At 45.5% G+C, this 9394-nt stretch carries 1 protein-coding gene; it reads right to left on the reverse strand.

The genetic code is table 11. From position 1 onward, the window contains the following. The coding region (locus G6047_RS00515) for a GEVED domain-containing protein (protein WP_169525376.1) at positions 1-8800 on the reverse strand (8800 nt) is incomplete at its 3' end. Positions 8801-9394: the final 594 nt, after the last annotated feature.

Genomic DNA, 9394 nt, shown 5'->3' on the forward strand with positions numbered 1-9394 from the left:
AATCGGTCTGGTTGGTCACACGGAACTTATAGGCCGTGGCCCCAAGAAGGCTAGGCGTTGCGATGAGCGTCGAGATGGTGGCCAGCTGGATGCCGCACTGTGACGGGTTGATGGCTCCCGAACCGTTCGGGTTGTCGAGCAAGGCAGGGGTCGATACCTGGCAGGCCGTCCCATAATACCCGAGCCATGTGCCGTTTCGTTGCAGCTCCACCTGGATGCTGTACGTGGAGGCATAGTCGTAGGAAGCCATGTTGGTGAACGAGAAGTATCCCTGAGGACGCTCCACGTATTGAGGGGCACCTGTAGGCACACCGCCGACGATCTTGTAGACACGGTAGCGGTACTGGGTGATGTTCGGGAAGGTGGTCACCTGGATCACCGAGTTGATGGCCGCAAGGGTGATGCCGCACTGTGCGTTGATCACATTGGAAAGCAGCTGGAAGCCTTCGTCGAGGTTGCCGTCGCAGTTGTCGTCGACACCGTTGTACAGTACCTCGGCATGGCCTGGATTGATGGCTGCCACGGCATCGTTACAGTCGATGGCCGTAAGTGTTGCTACATATCCGGCAGGGATCGCAGCCCCGTAACAGGTCACGGTGGAGGCACCGCTGGTGTATCCGTCGAAGTCGGCATCGACATACAACGTGGCCGATTGCCATTTGGTGTTGTCACCATCATTGCAATCTGTATTGTTCACAGAATAACCGGCTGGAGGTGTTGTTGCATTTACAGCACAAACCTGTTGACTGACAGTTGAACCGTAAGTGTCATTATCTGCATCCACATAGAAATCGAATGAAGCGTGCTTGGTAGCATCGGCATCATTACAATCTGTGTTGTTCAAAGAATAACCTGTCGGAGGCGTATTGGCATCGACCGCACAAACACTAACCGGAGACCCCGTTCCATACGTGTCATGATCGGCATCAACATAGAAATTGAATGAAGCGTGCTTGGTAGGATCGGCATCATTACAATCTGTGTTGTTCGTTACATAACCTGCAATCGGTCCGGAACAACCAACCTGAGAAACGGCTGGATTACCATATGTATCACCATCTGCATCTGCATAATAGGTTACGTTTGCATTGATAGTGAATGTTGCTGCCGTACGACAAGAAGCATTGTTAGGACGGGCTGCATAGAAAGTATATACACCTACCGAATTAGCATTTGCAATTCCGGAACCGGCAACTCCTACAGGATTAAATGTAGATCCCGTTGCAATTGGCGAGCCTCCTGTAGATTGGGTATACCATTGTGTGTCTTCATAAGTCAGAACTACTTGACCTCCGGATGGCGGAGTTATAGTATAACCGAAGTTTCCTATGTAAGTTCCGGTTGATGTAGACCATGTTGTAGAAACCAACTTATATGTCACACCCGCAGTTAGGGTTGTGGTAAGTCTTGGCTCATCTCCGGCAGAATCAGAATCATCATCACCGATTATAAATGCGGCAGAGCAAGTTCCGGGAGTCATTGCAGCTGTGCCCAAATAGGCCATACCATCATAGTCTGCACTCGGGTTCATTTCGAATACATAGCTTCCTGTAGCGGTAACCTGGAAAGTTGTCACTGCGTAGTTGCGTGTTACAGATGTACTGAATCCACAAGTAGTGGAGTTGGCAGTTGAGTTAGGACGGGCTCCGATTGTGTCAGATGCAGTCCATGCTCCGGAAATAGAAGTAGTACTACCTGCATTAGCGCTGAGTGAACCCGTACCACCTTGACAGATAGTTGCATTTGTGGTAATAGGCGGTGCTGGGTTAACGGTTACATTGAATGTAGCTGTATTTGCACACAGAGATCCGCTAGTTTGTGAGGCGGTAAGTGTGTAGTTGGTTGTTGCAGGAGGGTTAAATGTATACCCGGTTGCTACAGACCCTGAAACTCCCGTTGAAGGACTCCATACAAAGGTGTCATAACTTGATGCACCAGAAGACACGTTGACCGATACGGATTGGCCAGGACAAATTGTTGCAGTCGAAGCACTAAGAGTTATAGCAGGAGGTGTGTTAACCGTTGCTGTAACTGGTGTACGTGTACTGGCAACACAAGCTGAGCTACCATTAAAGGTAATGTTCAAACGCTTGGTTGAAGTGGTACCTGTAGTTGAAGCTATCGCACCCGAAGCATATTGGTATACTACTGTATTACCTGCCGTTGCAGTGTAATATGTTTGTGCATTGTTGGTAGAGTTTGCTCCTGTATGAGTGACATCAATTACAATGTTAGATATTCCATCCCAAATATAAGGTGTCGCAAATGGAACGGTGTTCATTCCAACAGCATGCGTATACGTAGAAGGACCATAAACCGTGGTAAAGCCTGAAGCTACGAATGTCGATGTAAGGGCCGTAAGGGATGTTGTTGCAATCTTAACCGTATAGGCACCCACATTTGTTCCACTTCCCAGCGTAGCAATGTTAAATCCGATAGAATTTATAGGTCCTCCATAAATGCCGACTGCATTCAATTCGGCAGCAGTAAATAAATACTGTCCGCGATACTCTGACCATCTGTTCACAAACGCGCTTGGCTGCTCATCGTTTAATGTTAAAGTGGTCGCTGTGCCGACAGGAATAGTGTAGGCTGCTGGGTTTGTAGAAGCGGCAGCATAATACGTAGTTGTTCCGGAAATAGAAGGCGTATTGAACGTCGTTCCGGTTGCAAGACTAACTCCGCCTGTTGAATTAGCATACCATTGAATGGTATCGCCACCATTTGCTGTAGCCTGAAGAGCCACTGAACCTATACCACATCTCGATCCTGAGGTTGTAGATGCAATTGTAGGAGCTGTGACAGTTATAGCAAACGGAGCCGTATCTGCACTTTGATTAGAACCTGTACAAGTTACTCTTAAGTAATATGAATCTGATGCTGTAAGTACAGGAGTGGTATATACGGAAGTGTTGGCTCCGGAAATCAATCCGTTGTTAACACTATACCATTGGAATTGCAATCCGGAAACAAGAGTAGTGTATCCAGAAGCAGTAAGTGTCAATGATCCTGAATTACATATAATTGTCGAAGCATTAGCAGTAATACTACCTGCAGAAGGTGTGCCTGTACAAGCAGGAAGTGCCACAACTGTCAATGTGTAATCTTCAACTTCTCCTCTTCCGTTAGCCTGGAATCCACAAGCATTAGTTGGAGAAATTATATTGAAATCATGAAGGATACGCATACGATAGCTTCCAGGTGCAGTTCCTACGGGAATTGTAAATGATCCTGCTGGGTTAGATCCATATGCAGTTGTAGTGAATACTCTTTCTGTAGCCGTATCAAAAGTGTGGTCATTGTTGTAGTCCACCCAAATTGATGTTCCACTTCCCGAAGTAGTTGTCGTTGAGAAACTCAAGGTCTGGCCTTGGTATTGAGAAGCACTTAAATTAGAGTAATTACCATAACCACCAGTATTATACCCGCCTGAGTTATTGGAAATATTGGTCAATCCTCCCGTAGTCACAAAATTTGTGATGTAAGTGTTGACATTAGTTCCTGCAGGAACGCAATAGTTTTGTATTGTTAATTGCGCACCGGTAGAAGCGGTACTGCAGATTCCCGAATTTACCACTAGACGATAAAAACGAGCCGTACTTGCAGCCGCCGTAGTTGCTGTGTTAATGGTAAGTGTAGCAGTTGTAGCTCCGGAATAGGTAACTCCGGCAGGGGTATTATCTGCAACCGGGGCATATGTTCCGTTAACTGTGGTCGAATACTGCCACTGATAAGAAGGGGCAGGAGCACTCGTCGTAGCGGACATAGTCGTAGAAGCTCCGGCAAAAACTGTCGCTGCAGCTGGTGATGCAGTGATTTGTGGAGTGAAAATCTGCAGGCTTGCCACATTCGAAGTTACTGGAGAACAACCAGAAGCGCCACTTATTACAACCTGATAGTAATACGTTCCCAAAGGAGAGGTAGTGGAATAGTTTACTGTAAGTGCATTACTTGTAGCACCGCTGTATGAAATTCCAGTAGGAGCTGAGCCAGGGATATTGACAAAAGAACCTGCATTTCCAGTTGATGAGTATTGCCACTGATATGTAAGTGTGGTTCCTGTAGCGTTAACAGTGAATATTTTGTTCCCGGCAGTATTACCACAAACAACCTCGCTTATGGGCTGACCTCCTGTAGCGATAGTCACAGGTTCGTTAACAGTCAAAGATGCATTTGAATATACAGAAGATTCGAAAGTGGTGCTTCCTACCTCTATATAGTATGTCCATCCGTTATTAGCGGTAGAAACTCCGCTTATAACAAGGGTACCGTTTGTCGATGTGTCATAAGTTACCCCGTCGGCAACCGCATCGATTGGTTGCGGACCGTCGCCAAGGTTCTTATTCACATACCAGTTCCAGAAGTCAACATCACCGGTAGTCTGTACGGTGAAGGTAGTGGTCGTTGAACCACAAAGCGTAACTGGTGCCGGCGTTCCGGTAACAATACCGGTTTGGCCTACAAGAAGCATGGCACCTGCAGAAACAAATTGTGTACACGGAGCGGTTCCTGTGAGGACAACACGGAAATATAAACCATTAAGGTCTTCTGTTGCCGAAGTGATATCCAACGTCACAACTCCATCAACAGGTACCGTTCCCGATACATTTTGGAAAGGAGCTGTTTCTGTAAGATCTTCAAAGTTTTCGCTGTCAGCAGAAACCTGCCATTGGAATGTTTGGGCATTGCTCGAATTAACAGTGAATTGTGTTGGTGTGTTCAGCAAAGCGTTGGCATTGGATGGATCTGTAGATACGATTGCCGGGTTTACTGTTATGGTCTGTGATTGAGCAGACGTACAGCCATTTGTGGTTATCGAATAAGAGATTACCGCTGTTCCTGAAGCTACACCCGTAACAATTCCTCCATTAACCGTGGCGACATCTGTATTTGATGAAGACCAGCTTCCGGCACTTGATTCCGTAGTCAATGTGATGGCTGAACCAGTACAAACTGCAGATGGTCCTACTACAGGTTCCACCACAGGGCTCTCGATAACAGAAAGAGCTGATGCACTTGTGGCACTTCCATATGGTGTATTGACTGTGAATGTGCCTGTTTGTGAATTGGCTTGTAAATGTACAACCACACTTCCGGTTGCTGGAGTGTCAAATGTGAGCGACTGTCCGTTAAGGGTTACAGCATTAACGAACTCCAGATTAGTACCAGAAATGGTTACTGCTGTTGTGGTCAGGTCATTTGAACAAATGGATGTAGGGTTAAATCCTGAAATAGTTGGAGGAGAGACTTCAATTCTGAAATCATCGAATGCAAGACCTCTGGTATTTGCGTTCGTGTTTACAGCATTGGCTCCTTTAATGATAATGTAAAATGCCGTCGTGTTGAATGAGGCAGGAATAGTAACGGTATAGTTGTACCATCCCGGAGCGGCAACAACCGGGGCATCCGTATAACGAAGTGGAATTGATATCAGCGATGTAGCTCCGGTTGCCGAAGCAGTAGAGTTGATAGAAAAATCAATCTGGTCTGCATTGGCTGCGGTTCCTCTGTAAACCCAAACGTTCAGTCTTCTCGCTTGCGTGCCATAAGATGACAAATTGAACTGAGGAGAAATCAGGTAAGTGTTATTTACTACCGCCGCAGGGTCAAGTCCCATAAAACGGGTGCCTGTATGTCCTCCTGTTACGCTTGTGTTTGTGTCGTCAGAAGCCCATGCGTTTCCAGCTGTAACTTGTGTAGACCAGCAACCAGGTAAGGCTGCAGATTCGAAAGATTCAGCGAAAGGCAAAGAGGTAGTCGGATTGCAAAGAGTCGTAAGGGATGTTGCGGCTGTCCATAAAACTTCGCTTCCGCAAACGCTACCCACATATACAGAATAAGTAGTAGCTGCAGACAAACCGACCGCATTAGCCGTGACAGTTGGAGCGGTAACAGAGCCTGAAGCTACAAGACCTGTTGCTCCACTTCCTGCTGCGCCGCTGGAACGCACCTCATATTGGTAAGATCCTGGGGAAGTGATATAAGGGGCAGTCCAGTTAATTGTGGCTGTTGTTTGTGTTACTGCAGTAAAGTTTACATTGGAAGGAGCCATACATGTAGGTGCTGGCGCAATGTTAACGGTATAGTCTTCAGTCTCACCAAAACTACTTGTTGCGGCTCCACAAGCTTGTGCTGTAGTTAAAGCAGAATCATTTCCTCCACGAATGCGCATTGTCGTATTTCCAAGAACAGCTCCAATAGGAACTGTAAATGGAATTACAGAAGTTCCGCTTGCACCCGCATTGACTGTTGATACAAAACCTTCAGAGGCTTCAAATGTTCCGTTTTGGTTAAAATCTATCCATACTGCTCCATACTGATTACTGTCTGATCCATAAGTTATGGAAACACTTTGTTGCGTTCCCTGCTGAAGGCTAGGTATAGTTACGCCACTGAAGAAGGTAGAGTAAGGTACGTTAGTGTTGTTGGTGGACGTATTGGATAATGTTCCCAAGGTTACATTTGAAATTCCATCGACTGTACCAGGACCACTTGAGTAGGTAGCACTACAGTACGCACTTGTCGTGAACGATTGTGTCGTACAGCCTGTTGCAGCTCCGGTCGTATTCTTAGGAACTATTTTCCAGTAGTATGTTGTACTATTTAAAAGACTCGCAGGAGTATAAGTAGTCGTTGTAACGTTTGTTACAAGTGGTGGAGTAGAACTGGTTCCAAAGTAAACATCATAAGACGTTGCGAATTGGATTGCATCCCATATCAATACTGATGCGGTAGGAGCTGCCGGTGAAGCATTTGCCGGAACAAATCCTGTGGCACATGCAGGTATCGGTTGTTCTATGATACTTAAATCATAAGAAGTCACGCATGTAGGATTTGGAAAGTTGTCCACAATCAGGTAGTACGTAACACCTGCAGTAAGGTTGGCCGTAATGCTGCGCGTAAGGCCGCTTGTAGACTGAGAGAACCCAACAACGGTACTTGTGGTCAGGAACGGACATCCCTGATACAACATAATTCCAGCATCTTGATCTGTAGCGGTAGAAAAAGCGATTGCGTAGGTTGAAGTTACAGCTGGAGTAAAAATGTAAGTGACATCTTCACCTCCATAATAGCTTGAAGAACCTGCTACTACTCCGTAATTTGAAGCCGTAACGTGATTGCCTTTCCCACAAGTAGTTTGTGCGGTAATGCTGTATGGAAGTGAAGCAATGTTAACCATTCCAATTCCAAAATCTGCAGGACAAGTTGCCCTTGTATTTACTGCAACTGAACTGCTGTTTGCGCTATAACCGCCTAAAGGACAGACTTGTCTGACGTATACCGTGTAGGCTGTGTTTGATGTCAATCCTGAAAGTGCATACGGGGATGTTGCTACCGAAGAAGCTATCGTTCCCCCAGTTCCGGCAGTAGCTCCTGTTCCAGGAGTAAAGCCAGATATGCCATATTCAACCACATAAGTTCCTGTTCCTGTCCAAGTAATATTTGCGCTGTTCGTAGTTACAGTATTGCTCGCCACAGAAGTTGCAGCGGCACATGCAGTTGTTGCATTACCTGTAAGTGCTGTGGCACTATAAAACGGTTCTCCGGTGCAATTATCGTTATAAGAAAAAACGTGATAATAATAATTGGTTCCAGCAGAAAGGCCAGAATCTGTAAATGTCAATGCGTTTGACGCAAGTCTTACGTTCGTACCTGCTCCCAATGTAACGTCACCAACACTATAAGTAGTTCCGTTTGCTGGAGTCGGAGGGGTTGCACTTGTACTTCTAACAACAAGATATTTACTGGGTGGAGTAGAAGCTGCAGTAAATGACCCGGTTAAACTCGTGGTAGTTACAGCGCTAAACGTCAATCCGGTAGCAAGGGATGTTGGTGTCACACAAGGAACCAGAGCCGGCGGAGTCCATGAAAAAGAGAGGTTCGCCGCTGGAGCTATAGCATTCAGGCTACATCCATCTGTATTTATAGTCCCTGCTGTTGTAGCGGACCAATCGGTAGCTGTTGTTCTTGATTTAAAATCTGAAGTCGTGGTACGAATACCTACCTGGGCTTTATAATTTGCAGCTCCAGCTAACATTGGCCCATAAACTACCTCTACGGCGTTTGTTCCTTCGTGAAGTATTATCTGATAGTCGAAATTATCGGTAGCATTATTATATCTACGGGAAGATACAAAAGTAATTATGTATGACCGACTTCCGGTTGAACCCGTAACGGCAGGATAAATACCACCTATGGCGCTATAATTTCCTGAAGTACCAGTCCCTCCGTTGTTTGAACTCGTACTAAGAGTAACGGTATTTGTGCCAATTGCAGTAATTATGGCTCCTGCAGTCATTCCGTTCCCATCGCAACGCATACCAACCTTAAGTCCTGCAGTACTGGAAACGCCTGTTAGTACATTAGATCCGGCGCTCCGTATTCCGGTAAAGGCAACCGCAGGGCGTGTATTCTGGTCGATGTTTAAAGCAGCAAAACCGTTGTTTGTAGCCGTTCCTGACAGATAGGTTCCCGTAGGATCACTGGCAGAAGTTATTCCTGTTCCGCTAATGGTGGAACCAAAAACAAGGAATCCATTGCAGCTAAGTGATACGGTCGTGTAATTTGTACCGGCAAATTTGAATGTAAACGGCAATGTCAGTGTTGCAGTTTGGTCATCCCAGGAAGTAGAAGAAATAATTGCCGCCGGTGTAACGCTAGCTGTTCCGGCTGCACCAACCAGGCCCGTTACAGGCGCGGCAAATGTAGTTGTAGACTGTGAAAAGGCATACGAAGATACCTGAGCCTGTATTTGCCAACTGATTAAGAAAGCAAACAACCATAAATAAATTTGTTTCATTAAAAAATTATTGGGTTAACATTAATTCTCAAAGACACTTTTAACCGATTTTGAAAAAAGTGGATTGCGAAAATACAAAGTAATTTCACATACCATTAACATTCTAAAAGGCAAAAACCCTCATTTCTAATAATTTAATATTTCTTCCGACGAAATGTTGTTTTAAGTCGATGAACAGCACGTATTTAACCTAAAAAGATATTAACAGGCAATTAATAAAACTTTAATTTATTGGAAACAGCCTCTTTCCGTGGTGGTTTTGACAGGTAAAAACTGAATTAAGTAATCTGGTTTTTGCCATTCATAAGTTGTTATGTCCAACAACTCTTTTCTACTACAAAAGAAAGTTGCAAGTTTTATCTTTTCAAATAAATCCTTATTATGGCGTTCCGGCGGCAGAAAACAATTATTTCATATACAGAAGCCACACATCTGCCGCCGTCAGGCTGCCCACTCTTAGTCCTCGCATCCTTCACCGGTTGTGCAGTTTTTGGGGCGAGCTTCCTTTGGTCGCTGCCCTAAAGGTGTACAACCAGGCGTTTCATGCTGTGGGCTAACCGCGGCATCCCACCCGAGCAAAGCGAACTGGCGAAG

It is taken from the genome of Flavobacterium silvaticum (genome assembly GCF_012911565.1).
GTDB lineage: Bacteria > Bacteroidota > Bacteroidia > Flavobacteriales > Flavobacteriaceae > Flavobacterium > Flavobacterium silvaticum.